This window comes from Companilactobacillus halodurans, assembly GCF_009600995.1.
Lineage (GTDB): Bacteria > Bacillota > Bacilli > Lactobacillales > Lactobacillaceae > Companilactobacillus > Companilactobacillus halodurans.
Genome location: NZ_VDFO01000013.1, coordinates 31,873 through 57,728, shown reverse-complemented (window position 1 = coordinate 57,728; position 25,856 = coordinate 31,873). Strand labels below are relative to the sequence as shown.

The window sequence follows — 25,856 nt, the reverse complement described above, 5'->3', positions numbered from 1 at the left end:
ATGGATTTAGAAATCTTGACCATTTTATTAAGAGAATAAGATTGATTTGCGCATAAAAAAAGTACCCTCAATGAGGGTACTTAATAAGCTCAAAAATCATTCATCAATACGATTTGACAAAGAGCCATTTAAATTTAATGATTAATTAAATTTCTTTTTTTGATTTATCAAATATATTAGTTCTTCTTTGATTTATCGAACTTCTTACGTTCGTTTGTGTTCAAGATCTTCTTACGCAATCTAACATTCTTAGGTGTTACTTCACAAAGTTCGTCTTCGTTTAGGAATTCGATAGATTGTTCAAGTGACATATCCTTAGGAGTTCTGATAGCAGAAGCGTGATCCTTACCAGCGGCACGAGTATTTGTAAGGTTCTTACCTTTAGTAACAGTAACAGCGATATCTTGGTCACGGCTACTTTCACCAACGATCATACCTTCGTATACATCAACACCGGCACCAATGAACAATGTACCACGATCTTCAACTGATTCAAGACTGTATGTAGTTGATGGGCCTTGGTTGATTGAAACCAAAGCACCAGTTCTTCTACCTGGATTCCAGTTCTTAACAACTGGTTTGTATTCTGAGAATGTGTTGTTCAAAATACCATAACCACCTGTCATTGAAAGGAATTCTGTTGAATAACCAATCAAACCACGTGATGGAGTTGAGAAAATAAGTCTTGTTTGACCATTTCCTGTACTTTCCATGTTTTGCATGTCACCTTTTCTTTGAGCCATTGAGTCAATAACAGCACCAACATACTCATCAGGTGTATCGATTGTTACCTCTTCAAAAGGTTCACATTTCTTGTTATCAATTGTCTTGTAGATAACTTCTGGACGTGATAGTTGTAATTCGAAACCTTCACGACGCATCTCTTCAACAAGAATTGACAAGTGAAGTTCACCACGACCAGAAACCATCCAAGCACCAGCTTGGTCAGTATCATCGACACGTAGTGAAACATCAGTGTGCAATTGTTTCTTCAAACGGTCTTCAATCTTTCTAGCAGTAACTTCTGTACCTTCACGACCAGCAAATGGTGAGTTATTTTGTAAGAACATCATCTTCAATGTTGGTTCATCAATACGTAGCAAAGGAAGTGCTTCTTGGTGGTCAACTGGTGTAACAGTTTCACCAACATAAATATCTTCCATACCAGAAACAGCGATTAAGTCTCCAGCTTTAGCTTCGTTGATTTCAACACGTTTCAAGCCCATGAAACCAAATAATTTAGTTACACGGAAGTTCTTTGTTGAACCATCCAATTTCATAACAGTAACGTTATCGCCGACTTTGATCTTACCTCTAAAGATACGACCAATACCGATACGACCAACGTAATCGTTATAATCTAGCAAAGCAACTTGGAATTGCAATGGTTCATCTGAGTTATCAATTGGAGCTGGAATAGTCTTTAAGATTGTGTCAAACAATGGCTTCATTGTGTGTTCTTGATCTTCAACCTTATCTGAGTAACTTGAAGTTCCGTTAATAGCTGAAGCATAAATAACTGGGAAGTCAAGTTGTGAATCGTCAGCACCTAATTCGATGAACAATTCAAGGACTTCGTCAACAACTTCAGCAGGACGAGCACCTGGTCTATCAATCTTGTTAATAACAACGATTGGTGTTAAGTGTTGTTCCAAAGCTTTCTTCAAAACAAAACGTGTTTGTGGCATTGTACCTTCATAAGCATCAACAACCAACAAAACACCATCAACCATCTTCATGATACGTTCAACTTCACCACCGAAGTCAGCGTGTCCTGGTGTATCCAAAATGTTAATTTTCTTGCCATCGTAATCAACAGCTGTATTTTTTGAAAGGATTGTGATACCACGTTCTCTTTCAATAGCATTTGAATCAAGGGCACGATCTTGGAGTTCGTAGTGTTTCCCTAGTGTGTCTGATTGTTTTAGCATTTCGTTAACTAATGTAGTTTTACCGTGGTCAACGTGAGCGATGATCGCAATATTTCTAATATCTTCTCTTCTCTTAGTCAAATTAGTTCTTCCTTCCATAAATACGTGTTTACATTACTTGCAATAAAAAAACTGTGAATGACTGTCACAGTTCATTAACGCGCTTTAAGTGTCTTTAGTGCCTCAGAAACAACTTTCTGGGTACCAACTATTACGACTTGTGATTCTAACATATTAATTGGGCTATCGTCAATACTTACGACACTCATCCCCGAAGCCTCACACATAACACGTCCAGCGGCTAAATCCCAAGGAGCTAAGTATGACATATACATGACTTCTTTTCCAGTCAATAGATGTCCAAATATTATCCCAGCACTGCCGTAAACCCTGAAACCACTGCTTTTTTTAATCACACTTTGCACATTAAATTTATTTGCAAGAGCCATTGGTGCCGAAACATCAACTAACCCTTCTACTAGCGGTAAATCCTTTGGATTATCAATCTTTTCATCATTGACAAAAAGTCCAATCTCTTTTCCGCCATGATAAATTTTCTCGCCAATAACGTCTATGATAGCACCAATTAGTGGGCGACCGTCAATGTAAGCGCCAATCATTGATGCAAAATCATCCCCACGCTTAACAAAGTTCATTGTTCCATCGATTGGATCGACGAAAAATACCAATCCTGACATATCTTTTACTGAATCTCCATACCCTTCTTCGCTAACGATTGTAGCCTCAGGATATGCTTTTTTGATTTCACTATTGATAAACTTTTCAGTTTTTTTATCAAAATTCGTTACTAAATCATTGCGGTTTTTTTTAGTAGCAACCGACATTTTTTTAATTGAATCTTCACGTAAACTTTCACCAACGTGTTTTAAGAGGCCAACTAAAAAATTATCGATTTCTTTACTATCTATTTTCATTTGAAACCCTGACTTTCCCATCATTCTTAACTCGTCGACTCGCTTTAAAAACTTGATAAATTGAATAGCCTGATTGAACTTCAAATTCTTTGTCTAAATTTTTTTGATCCATTTTCATTGGAACAACTTGCTGAAATAAACGATACTTCTGTAAGAATTCGTCTTTCGCTATTCCAGATTCATAGGCCTTTTCTACAGCATTATATAAATCGATCACGGTTACGATTTCTTCTTGGCTCCAACTCGAATCGAGTGGATAACTGTAATTGCTTCGCATAGAAATAACCCCTTTTCATCTTTATTCTACTATACAAAAAAAGCGATACAAATGCATCGCTTTTTATCGAATTCATTTATTTAGTATACGAAATAACTTTATTCCGGTTTCTAAACGCAATCATCCTTAAATATGTGTTGGATAGCCAATCAAAATATCGGCAGCTTCTTGAATTGGTTCACCTAATGTTGGGTGTGGGTGAATCGTTAAAGCAATATCCTCAGCATTTAGTTGACAGTTGACAGCAACGCTTAATTCTGAAATAAGGTCGCTGGCACCTGGTCCAACAATTTGACCACCTAAGAGAGTTCCTGTTTCTTTGTTAGCAATCAATTTAACGAATCCTTCGGCATCATCAAGTGAAACTGCACGAGCATTACCAGCAAATGGGAATTTACCAACTTTGACGTCGATATTCTTATCCTTGGCATCTTTTTCAGTTAAACCGACGCTAGCAAGTTCTGGGTCAGTAAAGCAGACTGCAGGCACGCCTAAATAGTCGTTAGCAGTGTTTTTACCAGAAATTGCTCCAGCAGCCGTCTTAGCTTCAAAGAATGCTTTATGAGCCAATGCAGGGCCTGCAGTGATATCACCAATAGCATAGATGTTATCAACTGATGTCTTGCCTTGTTGGTCAACTTCGACTAAACCACGATCAGACAACTTGACGTTTGTCATCTCAAGACCAAAGTTATCAGTGTTAGGACGACGACCAACGGTCACCATACAATAATCTGCAGTGATAGTAGTTGGTTTACCATCAAGTTCATAAGTTACTTCAACACTATCGCCTTTATTTTCACTCTTTTTAGCCATGGCATTAGTAATAATCGTAACGCCCTTTTTCTCAAGCTTCTTTTTGACGATTGAAACAATATCTTTTTCAAAGTTTGGAATAATATTTGGCGAGCCTTCCAAAATAGTGACATGTGAACCAAGATCAGCGTATGCACCAGCTAATTCAGTCCCGACATATCCACCACCAATAATGACGAATTCTTTAGGAACTTCCTTAAGATTTAATCCACCAGTCGAATCAATTACTCGATCATTGAATTTAAATCCTCTAATTTCAATGGGACGACTTCCGGTTGCTAAAATCAAATTCTTGAATTTGATAGTTTGACCGCCGCCATTATCCATAAATTGTCTAGGTCCACTAGGCATAACTCGTAATTGCGTGTCACTGTCTAAATATGCTTCACCATGAATAATTTCTACATGATGCTTCTTTAAAAGCATTTGAACACCACTGGTCATTCTGGCAACAACTTTTTCATCTTTCCAAGCTTGCGTCTTTGTAAAATCAATTTTGGCATCGCTTGTCGTGATTCCGTAAGTCGTTGAATCCTTAGCTTGTTGAAGTCTGTGTCCTGCAGTAATCAGTGCTTTTGATGGCACACAGCCAACATTCAAGCAAACTCCTCCAACTGTATCTTCTTTTTCAATAACCGTTACATCTTGTCCTAATTCTGAAGCTCTGATTGCTGCAACATAACCACCAGGGCCAGAACCGATGATAACAGTTTCTTTTTCAATTACATTTTCTGCCATTTTAAATTAGCCCTCCATTAATAACATATCTGGATCATGCAACAATTTCTTCAAGAGGTTCAATGCATTTTGTGCCAAAGCTCCATCAATTAATCTGTGATCGTAACTTAATGAAAGTTTCAACATTCTTCCTACTTGAATATTGCCATCATCGTCAACATAAGGTTCTTTAGCAATCTTACCAACACCTAGAATTGCAACTTCTGGATAGTTGATAACTGGTGTAAACCAGCCACCACCAATTGAACCAACGTTACTGATAGTAATTGAACCACCAGACATTTTATCGGCACTAACTTTATTATCATAAGCAGCTTGTGAATTTTCACTGATTTCCTTGGCAATTTCAAACATTCCCTTGGAATCAACATTCTTAACATTTGGAACGTACAATCCATGCTCAGTGTTTGTCGCAATTCCAATATTGTAGTAATGCTTATAAACGATTTCATCAGTTGAATCATCAATTGAGGCATTCAATTCTGGATATTCTTTCATAACCGCTACCAATGCTTTTGCGATATAAGGCAAGAAGGTCAAGTGAATTCCTTTATCTGCAGCTAAAGCCTTATACTTCTTACGGTTTGCCATCAAAGCGCTTACTTCAACGTCATCAAAACTCGTTACATGTGGAGCTGTGTGTTTACTATTGAGCATTGCTTTTGCAATTGCTTTTCTAGTCATAGACATCTTTTCACGTGTTTCAAGTTCAGGCGTTGCTGACTTGTAAGGCGTGATTGGTTGAGCAGCAGGTGCACTAGTTTGTGCTTGTGCCTTTCCTGGTTGTGTTGCACTTGCAGGATTTCCACTCTTGAAGCTATCAACATCAGTCTTCGTGATTTGACCATGTTTACCACTTGGAGTTACTTGAGATAAATCAACATTTTGGTCACGAGCATACTGACGAACAGAAGGCATTGCTAAGTAATCGCTATTAGCTGAGCCTGTTGCCGGTGCACTCGAAGCAGGTGCTTTTTCTTTAGATTCATCAGCCTTTTTATCTTCTGACTTATCTTCAGATTTGTCTTCTTTCTTTGGAGCCTCATCATCTCCAGTATCTGGCGAACCATCATCAATGACGATCAAAGTATCGCCAACTTCAACTGTGTCTCCCTCTTGAGCAACAATTTGCTTAACAGTACCGGCAACAGGAGAAGGCAACTCTTCAACAGATTTATCATTTTGAATTTCTACTAAAGAGTCATCTTCTTTAACGGTGTCTCCTTCTTTTACTAACCAGCTAGAAACTTCACCTTCAGCCATACCTTCGCCAAGTTCAGGTAGTTTAAATTTGTATGCCATAGTTGTTTTCCCTTCCTTCGATTACTTACTAGTAGTTAAGAATTTCATTTACTTTTTCTTCAATTTCTTTAGCACGTGGAATCCAAATATCTTCACCCAATGCAAATGGATAAACACTATTTGGAGCGGCAACTCTACCAATTGGTGCATCGAGAGAAAGAATAGCATCTTCGGCAATAGCTGAGGCAACTTGTGCTCCAACACCAGCCATTTTTTGTGCTTCTTGAACAATTACAACTTTGTGAGTCTTTTGAATAGATTTAAAGATCGTATCTGTATCAATTGGTGAAACTGTTCTAAGATCGATAACTTCAGCTGAAATATTCTTTTCAGCCAATGTGTCAGCAACTTTTAATGCTTCATTGACTTCGGCACCGTAAGCTACGATTGTAATATCATTTCCTTCACGAGAAACATTAGCTTTATCTAAAGGAACCGTATATTTCCCATCAGGAATGTCATCTTTCATGGAACGATATAATTTTAAGTTTTCCAAAAATAGTACAGGATCATTATTTTCAACAGATGAAATCAACAATCCCTTAGCATCATATGGATTACTTGGCATAACAACTCTTAATCCTGGAACGCCTGTGAAAAAGTTTTCCAAGTTATCAGCGTGCATTTCAGCAGTGTGAGTACCACCACCATAAGGAGTCCGAATCGTTACCGGTGCATTCTTTAGGCCATTGAATCTAAAGCGCATCCGTGATAATTGGCCAGCAATTTGGTCGACAGCTTCAAAAGAGAAGCCCATAAATTGGATTTCTGGAAGAGGACGCCAACCAGTTAAACCTAAACCAGTTGCAAGTCCTAAAATACCAGATTCAGCTAATGGAGTATCGAAGACACGGTCTTCACCGTATTTTTCTTGAAGGCCTTGTGTAGTTCTGAAAACACCACCATTTTTACCAACATCTTCACCGAAGATCAATGTTTTTGGATCATCTTCAAGAACAATGTCTAAGGCGTCTGTAATTGCTTGAATATAAGTTTTCTTAGCCATTTTTACTTCGACTCCTTTGCTTCAAATTTATCGATTTCTTTCTTCATTTCTGGAGTTGGAATTTCAAAAGTACGTTTCAACATATCAGAAACTTTATCAGCAGGAGCGGCATCTGCTTCTTTAATTGCTTCTTTAAATGATGCTTTATATTCATCGACTAATTTATCTTCTTGATCCTCTGACCAAAGTCCTTTATCTTCAAGAACTTTTCTCAAACGAATCAATGGATCTTTGTCGAACCAAGGTTGTTCTTCTTCCTTAGTTCTGTAACGTTTAGGATCATCACCCGCACTTGAGTGAGCACCAAAACGATATGTTAAAGTTTCAATCAAAACTGGTCCATTGCCAGCTACCATATAATCACGAGCAGCTTTAGCAACAGAATAACAAGCTAAAATATCCATTCCGTCTACTTGAATACTAGGAATTCCTGCAGCTACAGCCTTTTGGGCTAATGTAGGAGCAGCAGTTTGCTTAGCACGAGGAGTTGAAATGGCAAAGCCATTATCTTGAACGATAAAGAGAACTGGTGCTTGATAAGCTCCGGCAAAGTTCATACCTTCATAACTATCACCTTGAGAAGTACCACCATCACCTGTATAAGTGAATGCAATCGTATCTTCTTCTTTATTCTTCTTAATTCCAAGTCCAACACCAGCAGCTTCAACGTATGCAGCACCGATAATAATTTGAGGCATCATTGAACGTGCCTTAAATTCATTTCCAAGCACATGACCACGTGACCAAAGATAAGCTTCAGTAACAGTTGCTCCATGTTGAATCAATTGTGGGACATCACGATAAGCTGGTAATAAATAATCTTGCTTCTTCATTGCTAGAACAGTTCCCATCTCGGAAGCTTCTTCACCTTCAGTCGGAGCATAAAATCCCATGCGACCTTGACGTGAGAAGTTCATTGTCTGTTCATGTAGTGCACGTTCCCATACCATCTTTTTCATAAATTCAACTAAATCATCATCAGAAAAAGAATCAAAGACTTCTTGATCTGTAATTTCAGCATTTTCATTTAAAACTTGAATGGGTTTTGAAACATTTGATAAATTATTTTTAATTGCCTCAAAATCAACAATTGGTTTACTTGCCATTCTCCACAGTCCTTTCATAAAAAACTCAATCCCTTGTGAAACTTGTAAGGGCTTTCATATATTTTTAGTTTAACATTGATCCAACAAAAAACAAGAGGTTCCGGCTTTTCGGAAACAACTTTTTTTAGTCTAAATATTGTGAAAAATATAACTATTTCTCTAAATTAATTTCATTTTCAGATTTGCCATTTTTAATTTCATCAACCATCGAATTCAATGAAATAGTAGCCATATTCTTAACCGCTTTCGTTGTGTAAAAAGCAATATGTGGTGTCAAAATGAATTTTGGACTTTTAACTACTTTTTCAAGTAATTTATCATCTAATTCTTGACCATTTAAATCATTGTTGAAGACTCCAACTTCGTTTTCATAGACATCTAAAACGGCACCATAAAGCTTTCCATCAACAACGGCATCGTACAAATCTTCAGTATTGATCAAATCTCCACGAGCAGTATTAACCACAATCGCATTATCTTTCATTTCCGAAATTGAGTCTTTGTTAATCAAAGTGTGACCCTTACCAAGGCTTGGAATATGCAATGTTACGACATCTGATTTCTTGAGAAGTTCATCTAGACTGTCCACATACAAGCCTTGTTTTTCAATTTCAGGATTGTGAAATTTGTCATAAGCAATGATTTTTGCACCAAATCCTTGATAAATTTTCATGGCTGCACGACCGATACGACCAGTTCCTGCTACACCAACTGTCAATTGATTCAATTCGCGACCGATATCAGGTGCCCATGTAAAGTCGTGATCATCGACTTTTCTAATCATATGCTTTAAATTGCGTAAAAGAGCCATCAAACCAGTTACTGAATATTCAGCTATTGCCTCTGGTGAATAACTTGGTACATTAGTTAAACGAATTTGATTCTTCTTTAGAGCTTCAAAAGGAACATTATCGACACCGACATTTCGAAGTGAAAGTACATGAATCCCGAACTCATTCATCGTGTCAAAGATTTTTTCATCATAAGGTAGTTGTTGATAAGCTACGATTCCATCAAAACCTTTGGCCATTTGAACTGTTTCTGGGGTCAAAAGATCTGTCACAATCTTGACCTCAATTCCATTTTCTTTAGACCATTCTTCAATATATGGCTTCTCATCTGACCGAACGCCATAATCAATTAACTTCATCATAAAAGACCTCCGCTGTTATATTTTATGTAACCCTATTGAAATCGGTAACATATACAACTAATATTTTATCATTCTCAAGTTTAATATCCCAAGGATATCTGTCGATAATCTCATCGAAATGAATGGTAACGTTTTCTTTAATTAAAATGGTAAAAAGTTTTTCAATTACTTCTATTTTTAGAGAAAAATAATCTATAATGAATATACTAAGGTATTTTGTACAATTAAACATTTGGAGGAAACTATGTATTTTATGAAAGATATCGTCCGTGATGGCGATCCTGTTTTAAGAAAAGTTGGAACCAAAGTTAAATTTCCACTAAGTGAAGACGACAAGAATTTAGCTGCCAATATGATGGAGTATCTCGTTAAGAGTCAAGATGAAGAATATGCTGAAAAACATCAATTAAGAGCTGGCGTCGGTTTAGCTGCACCTCAAGTTGGAGTTTCCGAAATGATGGCTTCTGTTCTCGTACCAAACGATGACGAACCTGACAAGCCACTCCTAAAAATCACTTTGATCAATCCAGTAATCGTTAGAAATTCAGTTCAACGTGCTGCTTTGTCTGAAGGTGAAGGCTGTTTATCAGTTGATAAAGATGTTCCTGGATTCGTTCCCAGAGCTGACCGTATTACTATTAAATATGATGATTTTGAAGGAAACTCACAAACGCTTCGCGTTAAGGGCTACCCCGCTATCGTTTGCCAACACGAAATCGACCACTTAAATGGCCACTTATACTACGATAAGATCGATAAGAAAGAACCATTTGAACTAGACCCAAGTACCGTCGTTATTTCTTAATTAAGTCCCTAAGTATACTTACCATTTCTATTATGGTAGAATTGTGCTATCTATTGATTAACGCACAAATGGACTGGAAAAAAACGTCAAATGAAACTGACCTGTTTCATTTAATTCGATTAAAGGAGAAATTATATTGATTTATAAAGTTTTATATCAAACAAGTGAAATAGATAACCCCCGTCGTGAATTTACACATTCACTCTATATGGACGCAGCTTCAAGCATCGAAGTTCGTCAAGCAGTCGAGGATAACACCGACTACGAAATTGAATTCATTCAGGAGCTCGACGAAAAACATCTCGAGTACGAAAAAAAGAATCCTGACTTTAAATTGACGGAGTTTTAATTAATGTCCTTTAAAGTAAAAAATAATGAAGTTGCCGTTTTCGCCATCGGGGGCCTTGGCGAAATCGGTAAAAATATGTATGGAGTTCAATATCAAGATGAACTAATTGTCATCGATGCCGGAATTAAGTTTCCTGAAGATGAACTCCTCGGAATTGACTACGTCATTTCTGATTATAGCTACTTAGTAGAAAACAAAGATAAGATCAAGGGATTGTTCATTACCCATGGTCACGAAGATCACATTGGTGGTATTCCTTATCTTCTAAAACAGCTTCCAAATATACCTGTCTATGCCGGTCCATTAGCTTGTGCATTAATTAAAGGTAAATTGGAAGAACATGGTTTACTAAGAACTACTGAATTACATGTTCTACATGAAGACGATGTGATTAAGTTCCCTAAGACAAGTGTTTCATTCTTTAGAACTACTCACTCAATTCCTGATACTTTGGGAATTGCAGTTCACACTCCTCAAGGAATCATCGTTGAAACAGGAGATTTCAAATTCGATTTGACTCCTGTTGCAGGTTTGCCATCACCTAACCTTCAAAAAATGGCTGCCTTAGGTCAAAAAGGTGTTTTATGTTTACTATCTGATAGTACAAATGCGGAAATTCCAACTTTTTCTAAATCAGAACGTTCAGTTGGTTTAACGATTCACCAAATATTTGAAACTATTAGCGGCAGAATCATTTTTGCTACTTTCGCTTCAAATATTTATCGTATTTCGCAAGCTGTTGATGCAGCAATTCAACAAGGTCGTAAAATTGCTGTCTTTGGTCGAAGCATGGAACAAGCAATTGAAAATGGTCGTGAACTAGGCTATTTGAATATCACTGATGATATGTTGATTGATCCTCATGCTTTGAATAAGACGCCCGCAAGCGAAACTTTGATTCTTTGTACTGGTTCACAAGGTGAACCCTTAGCTGCCTTGAGTCGAATTGCTAACGGAACTCACAGACAAATCACAATTCAACCAGGAGATACCGTTATTTTCTCAAGTAACCCTATTCCTGGTAACACGATCAGTGTTAACCACTTGATCAACCAACTTTCAGAAGCTGGAGCTGAAGTTATTCACGGTAAAGTTAATAACATCCACGCTTCTGGACATGGTGGTCAAGAGGAACAAGAATTGATGCTTCGTTTGATGAAACCTAAGTTCTTCATGCCAATTCACGGTGAATACAGAATGTTAAAGATTCATACTGAATTAGCAGAGCTTTGCGATGTACCTCAAGACCACTCTTTCCTTTTGGAAAACGGTGATGTCTTGGCACTAACAAAGGATAGCGCGCATGTTGCTGGTCACTTCCCTGCTGGAGATGTTTACGTCGATGGTAAGGGTGTTGGTGATATTGGGAATGTTGTTATCCACGATCGCCAAGTTCTTTCAGAAGAAGGAATGGTCGTCGTTGTTGCAACAATTGATTATCAAAAACACATCGTTTTAGCCGGTCCTGATATCCTTTCTCGTGGTTTCGTCTATATGCGTGAATCAGGTGAATTGATCAATCATGCTCAAAAACGTGTCTTCCACTTAATCAAGAATGCTTTTGATGACGAAGATACAAAAGTCACTGAAGCCGTCTTAAAACGTGTCATTATTGAAGGATTGCAAGAATTCTTGTACAAACGTACAGCTAGAAACCCTGTGATTTTACCAATGCTAATTGGAACTTCAATTTAAAAAGTAATTTATAGAAATTCAATCTAAAGTAGATCAATTGATCTACTTTTTTTATTTAAAGGGTAGCAAGCAAATGGAAAAAGAAAAAATCGAGATAATTTTAAATCATTATGCCGGCAATGGTCTTGCTCAAAAAGCCAGTGATAAGGTGACAAATTTTTTAGCCAAAAATAAAATCCCTTATGAGATTCACGCGACAAAAAAAGATGGCGATGCAATTCGGATTGCTAAAGAAATAGCCAATTTAAATCTCAAAAGGACAAAATTAGTCGTTATCGGTGGCGATGGCACGCTGAATCAAGCCCTTAATGGCGTTAAATCATCAGATTATCCTAATACGCCTTTAGGTTATATTCCTGGAGGTTCTGGAAATGACTTCTGTCGTGGTATTCAATTAAAAATCAAAAATCCCGTTATACTGATTCAAGCAATTCTTTCCATGAAACAGCCACGGATGATCGATGTTGGAAAAGCAGTTAATGAAATGGGAACTCATTACTTCATCAATAATATCGGCATTGGTTTTGATGCCAGTACAGTCTATTACACCAATCACTCCGAGCGTAAAGAATTTCTCAATAGCTTGCATCTGGGAACTTTGTCATACTTCACGAATCTTTTAAAAGTAATCAAGAGACAAAAAGCTTTTAAATTAGATGTCGATGAACAACAAAAAAAGCATTTTGACAATGCTTATATTGTTGTTGCTACCAATCATCCCTATTTTGGCGGTGGCTTTGCCATCGATCCTAGTGCCACGCCTTTTAATCACAAACTAAACTTAGTCGTTGTTAAAAAAATTACCGGCATGACATTTGTAAAATTATTTACTAAATTGCTAACGAATGGCTCACATTTGCAAGATAAAAATGTTTGGCATATTGAATCAACTAATTTTCGCTTACAAAATCATCCTCAACAGCATGGACAAATGGATGGTGAAGAATTAGGTCAACATGACTTTGATTTTGACTTTTCCATCAATCAACATCAATTCTGGCTACCTGTAAAAAATTAAAGACACCAAAAAGAGATAGAATTCCAATTTCTGGAAATCCTATCTCTTTTTTTACTTATTTTGAATTGTTAAAAAATCGCTTGGTTTAGTATCTCCCATGCCAATCATAGGATCAATTGAATTATTCATGACCATATCAAGCGTCAGGCGATAATCCTTGGGCTTTGTTTCTTCCTCAACCTGTGCTTCTTTTGATTTTGGTTGCTTAATCTTAAATGTTACAAAGATTCTTTCCTTAAGAGTCGTTTTCCGATCGCTTGATTGATCTCTAATCGAACGTTCAAAAGCACTTCTGTCTCCTACCATAATCAAGAGTCGTTTTGCTCTTGTAACGGCGGTATAAAGTAAATTCCGACGCAGCATGCGTGACTCTTCATTAACTAATGGCAGGATAACCATTTCAAATTCTGAACCTTGAGATTTATGTATCGAAGTACAATAAGCCAAAGTAATATTGATCCAATCTTTACGATCCAAAGTGACTTCATTGCCATCAAAATCAATAATCAGCTTATCCACTTTATCAGTATTTTCCTTAGCTAACAAAATCCCAATAATCTTGCCAATTTCACCATTAAAAACATTATCTTCCGGCGAATTGACTAAATAAACGACTTTATCGTTGATACGATATTTGGTATTACCCATCGAAACCTCTTTACGTTTAGGTTTCATCGGATTAAGCACGTTTTGAATGACAAAATTCAAATTGTCGATTCCTGCTTGCCCACGATACATCGGAGCTAACACTTGGACATCTTCAATATCAAAGCCACGTTCATTTGATTTACTGATTATTTGTGACAAAACATTGGGAACATCTCGACTGGTACAGCCAATAAAACTTCGATCAGATCTATTTTCAAAAATACCATCGACAATCACGCCTTCATTGATATCATGGGCCAACTGAATAATGGTCGAATCTTCATCTTGACGATGAATATTTTTTAAAATCGTCGTTGGAAAAGCTTGGCTGTTGATCAAATCGGAAAAGACTTGACCTGGACCAACTGATGGCAACTGATCTTGATCCCCTACTAAAACGACTTGCGTTCCTGGTTGAACGGCTTCAATCAATAATTTAAACAATTTCGTATCGACCATCGACATTTCATCGATTATCAGCAACTTGCAATCCAAACTAGGTTCAGCAAACTCATCATCTTCAGTTCCAGTCAATCCTAGAAGCCTGTGAATCGTTTTTGCGGGCAATCCGGTAGATTCACCCATATGTTTTGCTGCACGTCCTGTAGGAGCTGCTAGAGCAATTGCATAATCATCTGAAGCTGGATCTAAAGTTTCATCATTTAATTTTCCATAGGCAGCCACAATGGCATTGATAATCGTTGTTTTCCCGGTTCCCGGACCACCAGTTAATAGAAAAATCGGATGGGTCAATGATTGTTCAATGGCTTTTTGTTGTGAAGCGTCATATTCAACGTCAAAGTCTTTTTCAATTTTCTTTAATTCTTTTTTTAAAGCATGTTTCGTCCACGAAACGCCTTTGAAAGTATCGGTAATCATCTTGAGCGATTGAGAAATTGACCATTCACTGTCGGACAAATCTTTTTGATAAACATTGCCATCTTCGACTAATAGGACTCCATCTTTAACCAAGTTTTTCAAGCCATCGACTAATTTCTTATCTAAATCTGGCGTTGAACTAGTCCTTAACACGCCACTAACGCGACGAATCAATTCATTTCCATCGACGTAAGTATCGCCAGTTTCATTGATTAAAGAACTGACCATCTGAATCATAGCTCCCTTGATTCTGCGAGGATCATCGCCGGTGATTCCCAAACGTTTGGCCAATTCGTCAGCTCGTTTGAACCCGACTCCCTTAACGTCTATGACTAATTGGTAAGGATCGTCATTGATTTTCTCCATCGTTTGAACGCCATATTTTTGATAGATTCGTGCACTTAAGGTTGGACCAAAGCCAAAATTATTCAATTGGTAAAGAGCCTGTTCAGTTTGATGGTTACTTGATATCTGTTCAACAATTTGTTGAGTCTTATCTTCACCTAATTTCAAAAAATCCAAAGCATGAGGATCTTTGATAATTTTATCGATAGCATTTTCGCCTAATTCATCAACGATTTTTTCAGCTTTTTTCTTCCCAATTCCTGGAAATTCATCACTTGAAAAAAAATTGATCAATTCTTTACGACCACTGGGACGACTTCTCTTATAAGTCGTTGCTTGAAATTGTTTCCCATACTTAGGATGATCAACGATTTTACCCTCGAATCGATATTCTTCTTCTTCAGAGATTTCGCCAAAACTACCTGTTACAACAATATCTTTGGCATCCCAATCAGTATTGGTCTTTTTGATTTTAATCGTAAAAATTTTATAGAGATTTTCTGGATTTTCAAAAAAAATGGCTTTGACAGTGCCCAAGAAATAAGGTTTCTCGTTACTTTCCGTCATCGCTATCTCCTTGTTGTTTAATAAATTCTTGCAAATCAGCTAATTTCTTTTCGTTCTTCAAATAATAATCCTTGTCTAAATCTTTAGCTTGATTTAAGTAATCCTGGTAATCTTCTTTAAGGTTCATGGCACACAAAGCCATATTGAAGTAGTGTTTGGCCTGTGGCTTAATTTTATTAGCTTGTTGGTAGAATCGCTTTGATTCTTCAAAATTGCCGTTAGCAAGCAATAAATCGGCTAATAACTCATTAGCTGGCAAATCCTTGGGCGCTTTTTCAGTAGCCGTTAAAGCATACATAATCGCTAATTGCCGTTTTCCCTGCTGATCTAAAGTTTTGGCCATCATAAAGTAAGCCTCAAAGGCATAATTATCATCGACTAATTTTTGAAAAATTTGGTTAGCTTTATCATATTTATCGGCAAGATAATAAACATTTCCCAAATTGTAGAGCAAGTCTTGATTATCCTTAAACATTTCTAACGAACGCGCTAATAGTTCTTCAGCTTGCTCTAAGTCACCAGACTGAACTAAATAAGTCGATAATTGCAAGATTTCTGGCAACTGCTTCGGATTTTTATTCAGGTCGCTCACTAATAAGTGGACGGCTTTTTCCTTTTCGCCCTGCTTAAATAATTGTTCTGCTTGTTTGTTCATGTAATACCTCAAATTGTATCTGAACTGTCCAACTTCTTATTCAGATAACCTGTTTCATTCCATTTTATTAATTTAAACTTACCATCATTATATTGTAAATGAGTCAAACTAGTATTTGAAAGACCGCCATCTTTTCTAATATCGGCAATATCTGTCCCTAATAACGATTGAATCAAAGTTACCAAAGCAGCTCCGTGACTGACGATTACGACGCTTCCTGAAGCCTGATTTTCGTCAACAATTCTTTTGACAGCTCCAGTAGTTCTTTTAGCAACTTCCTCAAATGATTCTCCGCGAATTAAATCAGAATCATAATCACAAGGTTGATTTCTGAAGGCATAGATGACTCCGGGAATTTCATTTTCTAATTCGGAAAATTTTCGACCTTCCATGATACCTAAATCGAATTCACGCAAGTCATCAACAATTGACAACGGAATTTGGCGATTCATATCTTCGATTAAAGTTTCTGCTGTTACTTTTGCACGAGGCAATGGACTGGCGTACATGTGATCGATTTTCGTTTCTTGCAAACGTTTAGCTAATAAACTGATATCATTCATACTTTCTGACAACAAAGGCGAATCGCCATGTCCTCCTTGATACTTGCCCTCAAGATTCCATTGGGTCTTTCCATGTCTGATAAAATACAATTCCATTTTTTCTCTCACCTTACAAAGTTAATTACTTATAATTATGAGTTTTTTGTCTTATTTTTTCAACCTTTGACTCATCTTTACAGAAAATTAAACCTTCAGATACTAAAAAAGACTTTAAGTAAGTAATCCTTACTTAAAGTCCCTGTTGAATTTAGTTTAGTTATTTTATTTCATTAAATGTATTGCAACTTCTTTTCTGCCATGTAAGCAGCATCGATAGTTGCTCCACCCAAGCACTCCTCGCCATCATAGAAGACAACCTCTTGCCCAGGCGTGATAGCACGAACTGGGTTATCGAACTCAACATTGACCTTGCCGCCACCTAAAACGTGAACAGTAACGCCAGTATCTTGTTGACGATATCTAAACTTAGCTGTGGCATGGAAAGTATCACCATAATCTAAGCCAGTGATGAATGAAAGATCTGATGCATCCAAGTGGTCAGCGTAAAGTGCAGGATTGTCATATCCTTGGTCGACATAGAGAATATTCTTGCTCATGTCCTTACCAACAACGAACCAAGGCTCGTTTGACTTACCATTTCCACCGATTCCAAGACCTGATCTTTGACCGATCGTGTAGTACATCAAACCAGCATGCTTACCCTTAACAACGCCATCAGGTGTCATCATAGTACCAGCTTGGGCAGGCAAGAACTCACCCAAGAACTTACGGAAGTTTCTCTCACCGATGAAACATACACCAGTTGAGTCCTTCTTCTTAGCAGTAGCGAGTCCAGCTTCCTCAGCAATACGACGAACTTCTGACTTTTGCATTCCACCAATTGGGAAAATAGCCTTTTGAAGCTGGTCTTGTTGAACAGTACTCAAGAAGTATGTTTGGTCCTTGTTAGCATCGCCACCACGTAATAGGTGAACCACACCGTTATCGTCACGGAATGATTGTGCATAGTGACCCATAGCGATGTAATCAGCATTCAACTTGTTTGCATAATCAAGGAATGCCTTGAACTTAACCTCTTTGTTACACATAACGTCAGGGTTTGGAGTTCTACCCTTACGATATTCATCTAAGAAATACTCGAAAACACGGTCCCAGTACTCCTTCTCAAAATTAACTGAATAGTAAGGAATACCAATCTTATTAGCAACCTTAGCTACATCCTCATAGTCTTCTGTGGCAGTACATACGCCAGAGTCATCAGAATCATCCCAATTCTTCATGAAGACACCGATAACGTCATAGCCTTGTTGTTTCAAAAGAAGTGCACTTACTGACGAGTCAACGCCACCACTCATTCCAACTACTACACGCTTCTTCTTATTATCCATTTTAAAAACCTCATTTTATTTAACTAATACGTTTTTTTCTTTTAAAAAGTTCATTAAGTATCGATAGTCACTGACCTCTTTATCAGTGTCTTTAACCTTGAACATATTTATATTGTGCATCCCGCTTTTATCTGTGATCGACAATTTTAAATCATCTAAATCCTTATTTACAGTAGCACGCAAATAATATCTAGCTGCGTATGGAGACGATCCATTAATAGGATGTTCCAAACGGAAGCTTCCTTTATTTGTTTCAATAAATCCACTGTCTAAAAGTGAATATTTTTTCAAATCAGGGTTCAATTCATAAACTTCCTGATCCCCTTGTACTTGAGCTTGTCGTTTATCCATTTCAATCATCCCTTATAAATTAATTATCTATTAATTACAAGTTTGAATAAAATCAACTAATTAGTCAAGTCGCGAACGATTTCAGCTATCTTTTTGGCGAGTTTGACAACATCTTCTTCAGTGTTGTCTTTACCAAAACTGATTCGCACTGAATCTTGAATTTTTGGACTGTCTTCACCAAACATGGCGATTAAAACATGCGATGGTTCAAGGCTTCCAGCTGTACATGCTGAACCACCCGAAATAGCAAAGCCTTCTAAGTCTAGTCTTGTCAACAAGACGCCACGATCAATTCCTGGTAAATACAAATTCATCACATGGTTCAAAGCTTTACTATCATTTGGTCCATTAACGCCAAATTCAATTTTTTCTTGAGTTAAAACTTCTTGAATTTTTTGTTTAAAACCAAAATAACGTGCTTGACGTTCTCGTTTAACTTCTGGAATAATCAATTTTACAGCTTGAGCAAAACCAGCAATAGCAGGGACATTTTCTGTTCCCGCACGCCGTTTTGTCTCTTGGTCTCCACCTTTAATAAATGAAGGAATATGAATCTTGTCATTTATGTAAAGGAAGCCGATAAATTTAGGACCATTAATCTTATGGGCGGAAGTTGATAACATATCAATATGTTCAGCTTTAACATCAATGTCTTCCATTCCAAATGCTTGAACAGCATCGGTGTGGAAAAAGGCATTGGAGTCTTTGACAACTTCACCAATTTCTTTAATTGGGTTCATTGAGCCAACTTCATTGTTTCCATACATAATCGACACGAGAATAGTATCGTCACGTAAGGCCTCTTTAACTTGTTGAGCTGTAACTTCACCGCGTTCATTAGGTTTCAAATAAGTTATTTCAAATCCTAATGATTCGAGATATGCCATTGGTTTCAAAATCGCTTCATGTTCAATGGCTGTTGTAATGATATGTTTTCCTAGTTTTTGTCTAGATAACGCTGTTTCAACGACAGCCGTATTATCGCTTTCAGTACCGCCACTAGTAAAGACGATTTCTGAGTCTTTAGCATTGATACTTTGAGCAATCGTGTGACGACTTTCATCTAAAACTTTTCGAGCTTGGCGTCCAAAATAATTGGTAGCTGATGCATTACCAAAATTATTCGCCATTTGATCGTGCATCACGTCGACTACAGATGTAGCCATTGGTGTGGTGGCAGCATTATCTAAATAAATATATGCCACAATAAATCCCCTCTATTCTTGGTCTAAAAAGTTCAGCAACATTGTTACTGATTTGCGTCCGGCTTGTAAAACAAATTCGTCAAAGTTTACGCTAGCATTTTCGTCGCCAACATCACTCATTGAACGAATAACAACGAATGGTGTTTTAAATTCAGTACAGACTTGAGCCACAGCTGCACCTTCCATTTCAGATGCCAAAGCATCTGGGAACGACCTTTTTATTGTAGCAATTTTTTCTTTTCCGTCAACAAATTGGTCTCCAGTGACAATTAAACCAACTTTTTCAGTCAAGCCAGTTCGTTCTGCAGCAGCAGCAATCTTCTTGACATAGTTAGGATCTGCTTGGAAATAGAGATCTTTTTGAGGAAGTTGTCCCACTTTATAGCCAAAACCAGTTGCATCGACATCATGGTAAGCCATCTTATCAGAAATAATGACATCTCCAATGTGAAGGCCTTCGCCAATACCGCCAGCTGATCCAGTATTTACCACAAGGTCAGGTTGATAACGATCATTGATCAAAGTTGCTGTCATACCAGCTTGAACTTTACCAATACCGCTTTGAGCCAAAAAGACATCATGATTTTTATATTTTCCAATTGTGAATTCAACACCAGCAACTGAATCTTTTTTGATATCAGTCAGTGATTCCTTCATCATTTGGATTTCTTCTTCCATAGGTACGATAACGCCAATTTTCATACTTTAACTCCTCTAAATAAAAAATAATATTAAAAATACCAAAATAATTAAGCCGAATACTGTAATGATGGCAATATTTAGCTTTTTTTTCAATCTATTTGTCTTAATTTCAAAAGATTGAATATTTTCTTGAATAGTTTGCTCAGGATGTTCTTGACGATATTCATTTTCAGAACGTTGTCTTTCCTGTTCACGAATTCTTTGTTGCTGAGCTTCCACTTGATCAGCTCGAACGACCGCTTGTGGTTGATTTGATTTTTTTACTTTTGAATTATAAAAGTTTTTAATTTTTGAAAACATTTATTTTTCCTTTGCTTGTAACAATTCCCAATAAGTAAGAGCATAGATTGTCTTTGAATCACAAATTGCACCCTTTTTAACTTGAGCTTTAGCTTCATCCAAGCTCAATTTTTCCACATCTAAAAATTCATCAGGATCAAGTGGACGTTTATTTTCAACCTTTTTTAAATTGGTTGCTTTAAACATTGTCAATTTCTCATTGGAATAACCGGGACTAGCAAAAAATGCCGTGACCTTTTCCAAACTATCAGTCGTCAAACCTAATTCCTCATTCATTTCACGTAGAGCAACTTCTTTTAAATCGCTACCTTCATCTGAATCGATTTTTCCGGCCGGAATCTCTAAAGTTTCCTGTTCAAGCGGTGAACGCCATTGTCTGACAAAAATCATCTTGCCATCGTCTGTAAATGGCATAATTCCTACGGCACCATGGTGTTGAACAATTTCACGAATATCAGATGCTCCATTGGGCAAAACGACTTGTTCGACATCGACATTAAAAATTTTACCGCCAAACATTCTTTTTTTAGCAATTACTTCCTCATAATATCTTGAATCTTCTTCACTCATTCTTTGACCCTCTTGACTTTATTAATCTAATAACGGACATAACGATTGCAATCAAACAGATAACAACTGCAAACGTCATTGTGGCATGCATTCCTTCAATGAAAATATCTGGACGACCATTGATATAAGTTGTCACAGATTTTCCATAAAACTTACTCATTGATAAGAATAAAATCGTTGTTGATAAGGAAACTCCAATTATCATACCTAAATTACGAGATAAGGCATTCAAACCACCGGCTATTCCTAAGTCGCGACTTTTAACTGAACTCATAATCATCGTATTGTTAGGTGCCTGGAAGAGTCCATTTCCTAAACCATTCAAACCAATGCACAATAAAATGAACCAAATGCCTGTATTTATATTAAAGAATAAATATCCTAATTGTGCAATTTCAATTACAGCTAAACCGACAATTGTCAAAATTATTGGATTGACCTTTGCTGATAGTTTACCAGAAATCGGCGCAACTACAACCTGCACCAGTGGAAATGCCATCAAGATATAACCAGCGCTAGAAGCTGCTATGCCAAGCGCATTCTCCAAATAAAATGGCGAAATCACATTGAAAAAGAAATTGGTTACAAAAATAAAGAAACCTGCAACTAATCCTAAAGTGAAATCATGATTCTTAAAAATCCGCAATTCAATCATAGGTTGTGCAACGGTCTTTTCAATTTTGAGGAAAATCCCTAAGAAAATTGCTGAAACAATAAAGGTTGCAATAATATAAATATTACTGAATCCAACTGCCTGACCGATAAAGATAGCACAGAACAATAAAACTAAAGTTACAAAATAAAGCAAAAAGCCTGCAACATCAAATTTTGTCGGATTGGTAACTTCTTTTTTAGGCAAATTGAAATAACCCAAAGTTAAAGCCACTAAGCCAATTGGAATATTGATCCAAAAAATATAGCTCCAGTGCAGCTGACCTAAAACTAAACCACCAATACCAGGACCAGCAATCGCCCCAATCGAGACAAATGAACCAATATATCCTAAAGCGTAACCTCGTTCGTGTGATGGGAATGTCTGAGTGATAATCCCATTATTAGTTGCCATAGCCATTGAAGCACCCATTGCCTGAATAACACGACCAAGCAATAACATCCATAAATTAATACTTAGTCCACAAATAACTGAACCAATGATAAATAATATGGAACCGCATTTAAAAACTTTTATTTTCCCGATTGAATCGGCAATTTTTCCAAACATCAATAAAAAGATACAAATAGTAACTAAGTAAATTGATACGACCCATTCGGCCATATTCATTTGAATATTCAAATCTTTACTAATAACTGGCAGAGCAATATTTACGATTGACCCATCAAGAGTCGACATCAAGGTAAAAATACCGACCGAAATTAAAACCATCCATCTTTTTGGATTTACTTGCTCATTCATTTTTTCACCATTTTCTCTTATCAAAGAAAAAAGAAAGCACTATTCAGCACTTTCCTCATCTTTAATATTAATATTAACTGCTTGTGGACCCTTATAACCTGGTGCTAATTCAAACGTCGTCTCAAGTCCTTCTTTAATATAAAAGTCCTCTCGATTAAGAATTGAATCCGCAAAAAAGAAAATATCTTCTTCACCATTATTTATAAAGCCGAAGCCGCGGTTTTTATTAAACCTAACTATTTTTCCTGTGAACATTAGTCACCATTCCTAATCATCAAAGCCCTCAGTCTTTGTTTCTGGATATTCTTCAGATACAATCTTAGCACATCTAGCACAGAAAGTTGGGTAATTTGAGTCGCTGCCCACATCAGTCTTAATCATACGACATCTTTGACAAACGTCTCCTTGGGCTTTTTCAACCAGAACACTAGCCAATTCATATTTATCAGCATTTTCTGGTGCAGCTTCATCAGAAATTTCAAATTGAGAAACAATCAATAACTGACCAAAATTACTATCAATTTTGTCAAAGACAGCCTTTAATTCAGCGCTTGGATAAACAGTAACTTTAGCTTCAAGTGATTTACCAATCAATTTGTCGCCACGAGCAACTTCAAGTGATTTCAAGACATTATCTCTAAAGTCCATGAAAGTTGACCAATCTTTTTCAATTTCAGCTTGGTCAGAAATTTCTTCAACCTCTGGCATATTAGCTAATTGAACATATTCTTCAGGTTCTTTCAAGAAAGTCCAAACTTGTTCCATTGTATGAGGCAAAATTGGTGTCAATAACTTGGCTAATTTAACCGCAACATTGTAGATAACGGTTTGCATTGAACGACGAGAATGAGCATCTTCAGCATCAATGTAAACAACGTCTTTAGCAAAGTCTAAGTAGAAAGTTGACATCTCATTAACGATGAAGCTAACGATTGACTTGGCTACATCAGCGAAATCATATTTATCGTAGTCAGCTAAAACTTCTTTGACTAAATCATTTAACTTAACAGTAATGTACTTGTCTTCTGGACGAAGGTCATCATAAGAAACGCCATTTTCCTTAGGATCAAAGTCAGTTGTATTAGCTAACATAAATCTGATTGTGTTACGAATCTTACGATATGTTTCTGATACTTGTTTGAATGAGTCAACAGAAACCGAAACATCAGAACTTGAGTCAACAGAAGCAACCCATAGACGGATGATTTCAGCACCGAATTGTCTTTCAATATCAGCAGGATCAATAACGTTACCTAATGATTTACTCATCTTAACGCCCTTCTTATCAAGGGTGAATCCTTGTGAAAGAACGGCTTTATAAGGAGCAACGCCAAAGGCAGCTACTGAAGTAACTAACATTGAGTTGAACCAACCACGGTATTGGTCAGAACCTTCAAGAATCAAGTCAGCTGGGAAAGTCAAGTTCTCACGAGCTTGGGCTACACCAGCATGGGCTGTCCCAGAGTCGAACCAAACATCCATAATATCTGTTTCTTTAGTGAACTTACCATTTGGACTGGCTGGATTAGTATATCCATCGGGAAGAAGATCCTTAGCATCTTTTTCGAACCAAATGTTTGAACCATATTTGCCAAATAATTCAGCTACGTGGTCAACAGTTTCTTTAGTCATGATAGGATCGCCATTTTCAGCATAGAAAATTGGAAGTGGAACTCCCCATGAACGTTGTCTTGAGATGACCCAATCGCCACGATCGCGAATCATATTGTAAAGACGAGTCTTACCCCAGTCAGGGATAAAGTCGATTTTTTCAATTTCATCAAGAATTTGTTGTCTGAATTTGTCAATTGAAGCAAACCATTGTGGTGTAGCACGGAAAATAACTGGTTTCTTAGTACGCCAATCATGTGGATAACTGTGAGTGAAGAAACTAAGTTTCAAGAGTGAACCATTGTCCTTCATTCTTTGCGTAATCATTTTATTGGCATCATCGTAGAAGACACCTTCATATTCAGGTACTTCGTCAGTAAAGCGTCCTTGTGCGTCAATTGGTGAAAAGACAGGCAATTTGTATTTCATACCGACAACAAAGTCATCAGCACCAAATCCAGGAGCAGTATGAACTAAACCAGTACCATCATCCAAGGTAACGTGATAACCAAGAATCAATTGAGATTCACGATCATAGAATGGATGTGTTGCTGTCAAGCCTTCAAGTTCAGAACCCTTGAAAGTCTTCAAGATTTCAACATTTTCCCAACCTAATTGTTCTTGAACGAAACTGATTCTTTCTTGAGCAACGACATATTTCTTACCATCAGCCTTAACCTCTGCATAAATAAATTTAGGATTTACACAGATAGCCATATTTGAAGGAATTGTCCAAGGAGTAGTTGTCCAAATGATAAATGAGGCATCACTGTCAACTAAGCCTTTCCCATCACGCACTTTGAAAGCGACAAAAATTGATGGGGACTTGATATCCTTATATTCAACTTCAGCTTCAGCAAGAGTTGATTCTGAAGATGGTGACCAATAAACAGGTTTTTTACCACGGTAAATATAACCTTTGTCGACCATTTCACCGAAAACTTTAACTTCGGCTTCTTCAAATTCTGGTTGATAAGTAATGTATGGGTGATCCCAATCAGCTGAAACGCCAAGACGTTTGAATTCAGCCATTTGTTTCTTGATTTCACCTTGAGCGAATTCGTAACATAACTTACGATATTCGTTCATGCTCATTTCCTTACGTTTAACACCCTTTTTAGCCAATTGTTGTTCAATTGGTAGACCGTGAGTATCCCAACCAGGAACATAAGGTGCACGGTATCCGTCCATGGACTTATATCTAACGATAATATCCTTTGAAATCTTGTTCAAAGCATGTCCCATGTGGATATCACCATTAGCAAATGGAGGTCCATCTAGTAGTTCGAAAGTTGGTTTGCCTTCGTTTAATTTTTGACGCTTTTCATAAATTTTATTATCTTCCCATGCTTTTTGCCATTCTGCTTCTTTGTTTGGCAAATTTCCACGCATAGGGAATTTAGTTTTACCTAAATTTAAAGTATCTTTTACTCGCATCTTTTCACCCCTTCTGAAAATAAAAAGAGCTCATCCAATTTAGGACGAGTTCTCGCTATACCACCTATTGGTAAATCAAATAAATTGTCT

General features: G+C 37.1%; 24 protein-coding genes. 4 read left to right on the top strand and 20 right to left on the bottom strand.

Annotation, left to right across the window (positions count from 1 at the left end; all coding sequences use genetic code 11):
• Nucleotides 1–176 precede the first annotated feature (176 nt).
• From typA to FHL05_RS04810, 8 genes are all read right to left on the bottom strand, one after another.
• Nucleotides 177–2,012 carry a translational GTPase TypA gene (gene typA, locus FHL05_RS04845; protein WP_238706873.1) on the bottom strand — a complete coding sequence of 612 codons (1,836 nt, stop codon included), beginning with the start codon at nt 2,010–2,012 and terminating at the stop codon, nt 177–179.
• 74 nt (nt 2,013–2,086) lie between these two features.
• Complete coding sequence (locus FHL05_RS04840; RefSeq protein ID WP_153384335.1) at nt 2,087–2,866, bottom strand: inositol monophosphatase family protein; 780 nt, start codon at nt 2,864–2,866, stop codon at nt 2,087–2,089.
• The gene (locus FHL05_RS04835; RefSeq protein ID WP_153384336.1) at nt 2,853–3,143 is read right to left on the bottom strand and encodes a UPF0223 family protein; all 291 of its coding nucleotides are present in this window, start codon (nt 3,141–3,143) and stop codon (nt 2,853–2,855) included. Before FHL05_RS04835 ends, FHL05_RS04840 begins: the two co-directional genes overlap by 14 nt.
• A gap of 126 nt (nt 3,144–3,269) precedes the next feature.
• Nucleotides 3,270–4,697, bottom strand: a complete 1,428-nt coding sequence (gene lpdA, locus FHL05_RS04830; RefSeq protein WP_153522174.1) for a dihydrolipoyl dehydrogenase — start codon at nt 4,695–4,697, stop codon at nt 3,270–3,272.
• Between the two features lie 6 nt (nt 4,698–4,703).
• Nucleotides 4,704–5,999, bottom strand: a complete 1,296-nt coding sequence (locus tag FHL05_RS04825) for a 2-oxo acid dehydrogenase subunit E2 (RefSeq protein ID WP_153384338.1) — start codon at nt 5,997–5,999, stop codon at nt 4,704–4,706.
• A 28-nt stretch (nt 6,000–6,027) separates the two neighbouring features.
• A complete protein-coding gene (locus FHL05_RS04820; protein ID WP_153384339.1) occupies nt 6,028–7,005 on the bottom strand; it encodes an alpha-ketoacid dehydrogenase subunit beta in 978 nt (325 codons plus the stop codon).
• A gap of 2 nt (nt 7,006–7,007) precedes the next feature.
• Nucleotides 7,008–8,111, bottom strand: a complete 1,104-nt coding sequence (locus FHL05_RS04815; protein WP_153384340.1) for a thiamine pyrophosphate-dependent dehydrogenase E1 component subunit alpha — start codon at nt 8,109–8,111, stop codon at nt 7,008–7,010.
• A gap of 151 nt (nt 8,112–8,262) precedes the next feature.
• Entirely contained in the window at nt 8,263–9,261 is a 999-nt protein-coding gene (locus FHL05_RS04810; RefSeq protein ID WP_153384443.1) for a D-2-hydroxyacid dehydrogenase, read from the bottom strand.
• A 247-nt stretch (nt 9,262–9,508) separates the two neighbouring features.
• Between FHL05_RS04810 and def the strand changes: the two genes are divergently transcribed.
• The 4 genes from def to FHL05_RS04790 all read left to right on the top strand — a co-directional run bounded on the left by def (nt 9,509) and on the right by FHL05_RS04790 (nt 13,131).
• Nucleotides 9,509–10,069, top strand: coding sequence for a peptide deformylase (gene def, locus FHL05_RS04805; protein WP_153384341.1), 561 nt, complete (start codon nt 9,509–9,511; stop codon nt 10,067–10,069).
• Between the two features lie 136 nt (nt 10,070–10,205).
• Nucleotides 10,206–10,418, top strand: a complete 213-nt coding sequence (locus tag FHL05_RS04800; RefSeq protein WP_153384342.1) for a DNA-directed RNA polymerase subunit epsilon — start codon at nt 10,206–10,208, stop codon at nt 10,416–10,418.
• Between the two features lie 3 nt (nt 10,419–10,421).
• Entirely contained in the window at nt 10,422–12,113 is a 1,692-nt protein-coding gene (rnjA, locus tag FHL05_RS04795; RefSeq protein WP_153384343.1) for a ribonuclease J1, read from the top strand.
• Nucleotides 12,114–12,186: 73 nt separating this feature from the next.
• The gene (locus FHL05_RS04790; protein WP_153384344.1) at nt 12,187–13,131 is read left to right on the top strand and encodes a diacylglycerol/lipid kinase family protein; all 945 of its coding nucleotides are present in this window, start codon (nt 12,187–12,189) and stop codon (nt 13,129–13,131) included.
• A 51-nt stretch (nt 13,132–13,182) separates the two neighbouring features.
• Here FHL05_RS04790 and recD2 read toward each other — a convergent pair whose 3' ends face one another.
• From recD2 to ileS, 12 genes are all read right to left on the bottom strand, one after another.
• Nucleotides 13,183–15,570 carry an SF1B family DNA helicase RecD2 gene (gene recD2, locus FHL05_RS04785; RefSeq protein WP_153384345.1) on the bottom strand — a complete coding sequence of 796 codons (2,388 nt, stop codon included), beginning with the start codon at nt 15,568–15,570 and terminating at the stop codon, nt 13,183–13,185.
• Nucleotides 15,557–16,225 carry a tetratricopeptide repeat protein gene (locus FHL05_RS04780; RefSeq protein ID WP_153384346.1) on the bottom strand — a complete coding sequence of 223 codons (669 nt, stop codon included), beginning with the start codon at nt 16,223–16,225 and terminating at the stop codon, nt 15,557–15,559. Before FHL05_RS04780 ends, recD2 begins: the two co-directional genes overlap by 14 nt.
• 8 nt (nt 16,226–16,233) lie before the next feature.
• On the bottom strand, nt 16,234–16,884 hold the full coding sequence (locus FHL05_RS04775) for a histidine phosphatase family protein (RefSeq protein ID WP_153384347.1): 651 nt from the start codon (nt 16,882–16,884) through the stop codon (nt 16,234–16,236).
• Nucleotides 16,885–17,057: 173 nt separating this feature from the next.
• The gene (mnmA, locus tag FHL05_RS04770) at nt 17,058–18,176 is read right to left on the bottom strand and encodes a tRNA 2-thiouridine(34) synthase MnmA (protein ID WP_153384348.1); all 1,119 of its coding nucleotides are present in this window, start codon (nt 18,174–18,176) and stop codon (nt 17,058–17,060) included.
• A 15-nt stretch (nt 18,177–18,191) separates the two neighbouring features.
• The gene (locus tag FHL05_RS04765; RefSeq protein WP_153384349.1) at nt 18,192–18,527 is read right to left on the bottom strand and encodes a hypothetical protein; all 336 of its coding nucleotides are present in this window, start codon (nt 18,525–18,527) and stop codon (nt 18,192–18,194) included.
• Nucleotides 18,528–18,583: 56 nt separating this feature from the next.
• Nucleotides 18,584–19,732 carry an aminotransferase class V-fold PLP-dependent enzyme gene (locus FHL05_RS04760; RefSeq protein ID WP_162000213.1) on the bottom strand — a complete coding sequence of 383 codons (1,149 nt, stop codon included), beginning with the start codon at nt 19,730–19,732 and terminating at the stop codon, nt 18,584–18,586.
• Nucleotides 19,733–19,744: 12 nt separating this feature from the next.
• Nucleotides 19,745–20,434 carry a 5'-methylthioadenosine/adenosylhomocysteine nucleosidase gene (locus FHL05_RS04755; protein ID WP_153384350.1) on the bottom strand — a complete coding sequence of 230 codons (690 nt, stop codon included), beginning with the start codon at nt 20,432–20,434 and terminating at the stop codon, nt 19,745–19,747.
• A gap of 12 nt (nt 20,435–20,446) precedes the next feature.
• Nucleotides 20,447–20,734 (bottom strand): hypothetical protein, encoded by a 288-nt coding sequence (locus FHL05_RS04750; protein WP_153384351.1) that lies wholly within the window; start codon nt 20,732–20,734, stop codon nt 20,447–20,449.
• Complete coding sequence (locus FHL05_RS04745; protein ID WP_153384352.1) at nt 20,735–21,304, bottom strand: NUDIX hydrolase; 570 nt, start codon at nt 21,302–21,304, stop codon at nt 20,735–20,737. It abuts the gene before it with no gap.
• Complete coding sequence (locus FHL05_RS04740; RefSeq protein WP_153522172.1) at nt 21,297–22,718, bottom strand: MFS transporter; 1,422 nt, start codon at nt 22,716–22,718, stop codon at nt 21,297–21,299. Before FHL05_RS04740 ends, FHL05_RS04745 begins: the two co-directional genes overlap by 8 nt.
• A 39-nt stretch (nt 22,719–22,757) precedes the next feature.
• Nucleotides 22,758–22,973: a cold-shock protein gene (locus FHL05_RS04735; RefSeq protein WP_153384354.1), complete on the bottom strand. Its 216-nt coding sequence runs from the start codon at nt 22,971–22,973 to the stop codon at nt 22,758–22,760.
• A 12-nt stretch (nt 22,974–22,985) separates the two neighbouring features.
• Nucleotides 22,986–25,766 (bottom strand): isoleucine--tRNA ligase, encoded by a 2,781-nt coding sequence (ileS, locus tag FHL05_RS04730; RefSeq protein ID WP_153384355.1) that lies wholly within the window; start codon nt 25,764–25,766, stop codon nt 22,986–22,988.
• Nucleotides 25,767–25,856: the final 90 nt, after the last annotated feature.